A 1,523-nucleotide genomic window follows, 5' to 3' on the forward strand; every position below is an offset into this window, starting at 1 on the left:
AAAACGACGTCGCGCACGCCCGCGCATATCGCCGAAATGTTATGGACCTCGGCGATCATTCCGTATCTGTCGATCTATTGGCGGATTCGCGGCGCGTTCAAGTTCAGGGTGTTCTTTCCATGATCGAACGCATCGTGATCTTTCGCGCGCTGCAGCTCGGCGACATGCTGTGCGCCGTGCCCGCGTTGCGCGCATTGCGGCGCGCTTATCCGCAAGCGCATATCGCACTCGTCGGCTTGCCCTGGGCGAAGAGTTTCATCGAACGATATGCGCATCTGCTCGATGAACTGATCGTGTTTCCGGGCGCGATCGGATTCCCCGAACAGGAGGAAACGGACGCGCATTTACCTGCGTTTCTCAGCGCTCTAAGCGAACGCCGCTTCGATCTCGCGATCCAGTTGCATGGCAGCGGCGGCGTGGCGAACGATATCGTCGAAGGCATGGGCGCGCGGATGAACGCGGGCTTTCTCCAGCCCGATGAACGCATGCGCGAAGGCGCGTTCATGCCGTGGCCCGACGAACTGCCCGAGCCCGCGCGCTATACCGCGTTGATGCAACGTCTCGGCATCGACGCGGATGCACTCGATCTCGAGATTCCGGTAACCGATGACGACACGCGCGAATGCGATGCGCTCATCGACGCATGTGCGATCGATTGCGAAAGGCTCGTGCTGGTTCATCCCGGCGCGCAGTTGCCTTCACGCCGATGGCCCGTCGAACGCTTCGGCGAAGTGGCGCGTGCGTTGTCGCAAGCGGGATGGCAGATCGCGGTCACTGGCGGCGCGGGCGAAGCGTCGCTGACCGCTCGCGTCGCGCACGATGCCGGCGCGCACGCGATCGATCTCGCCGGACGAACGTCGCTGGGCGCGCTGGCCGCGCTCGTCGCGAGGGCGCGGCTCATCGTCTGCAACGACACGGGGCTTTCGCATGTAGCAGCAGCGATGCGAACGCCGAGTGTCGTGATTGCATCCGGAAGCGATACGCGCCGCTGGGCGCCGCTCGATCATGCGCGTCATCGCGTGCTCGCGGACTGGCCCGCATGCCGGCCGTGTGCATTTCGCGAATGTCCCTACGGCCACGAATGCGCGCTCAACGTGAGCGTGCGCGCCGTGATCGACGCCGCCTTCGCACAGCTTGAACACACCATTCGCGAGGAGACGCTTCTTCATGCCCACGACTAGTTCCCGGCGCTTGCGTGTGCTCACGTGGCACATCCACGGCAACTACCTGTATTACCTGAGCCAGGCGCCGCACGACTTCTATCTCGTCACGCGTCCCGGCTATCCGCCGGGATATGCGGGCACGGCGGGCGCGTTGCCGTTCGGCGCGAACGTGCATGAGATTCCGGCAAGCGAAGTGCCGTCGCAATCCTTCGATGTCGTGCTGTTTCAGCACAAGCGTCAATGGGACGACGATCGACTCAACCTGCTCACCGATGCGCAACGGCGCTTGCCGCGCGTCTATATCGAGCATGATCCGCCGCAGGAAAACGCGTTCGAGCAGAAGCATTGGGTGCAGGAACG

At 63.4% G+C, this 1,523-nt stretch carries 1 protein-coding gene and 1 pseudogene; both read left to right on the forward strand.

Translation table 11 applies throughout. The annotated features are described in order from the left end of the window. Positions 1-119 precede the first annotated feature (119 nt). Positions 120-1,181, forward strand: coding sequence for a glycosyltransferase family 9 protein (locus AWB74_RS44460; RefSeq protein ID WP_061152789.1), 1,062 nt, complete (start codon positions 120-122; stop codon positions 1,179-1,181). Next, positions 1,168-1,523, forward strand: a pseudogene (locus AWB74_RS44465) (glycosyltransferase family 1 protein); the annotation flags it as partial. The gene AWB74_RS44460 and the pseudogene AWB74_RS44465, both read left to right, overlap by 14 nt.

The sequence above is a fragment of the Caballeronia arvi genome (assembly GCF_001544695.2).
Taxonomy (GTDB): Bacteria; Pseudomonadota; Gammaproteobacteria; order Burkholderiales; family Burkholderiaceae; genus Caballeronia; species Caballeronia arvi.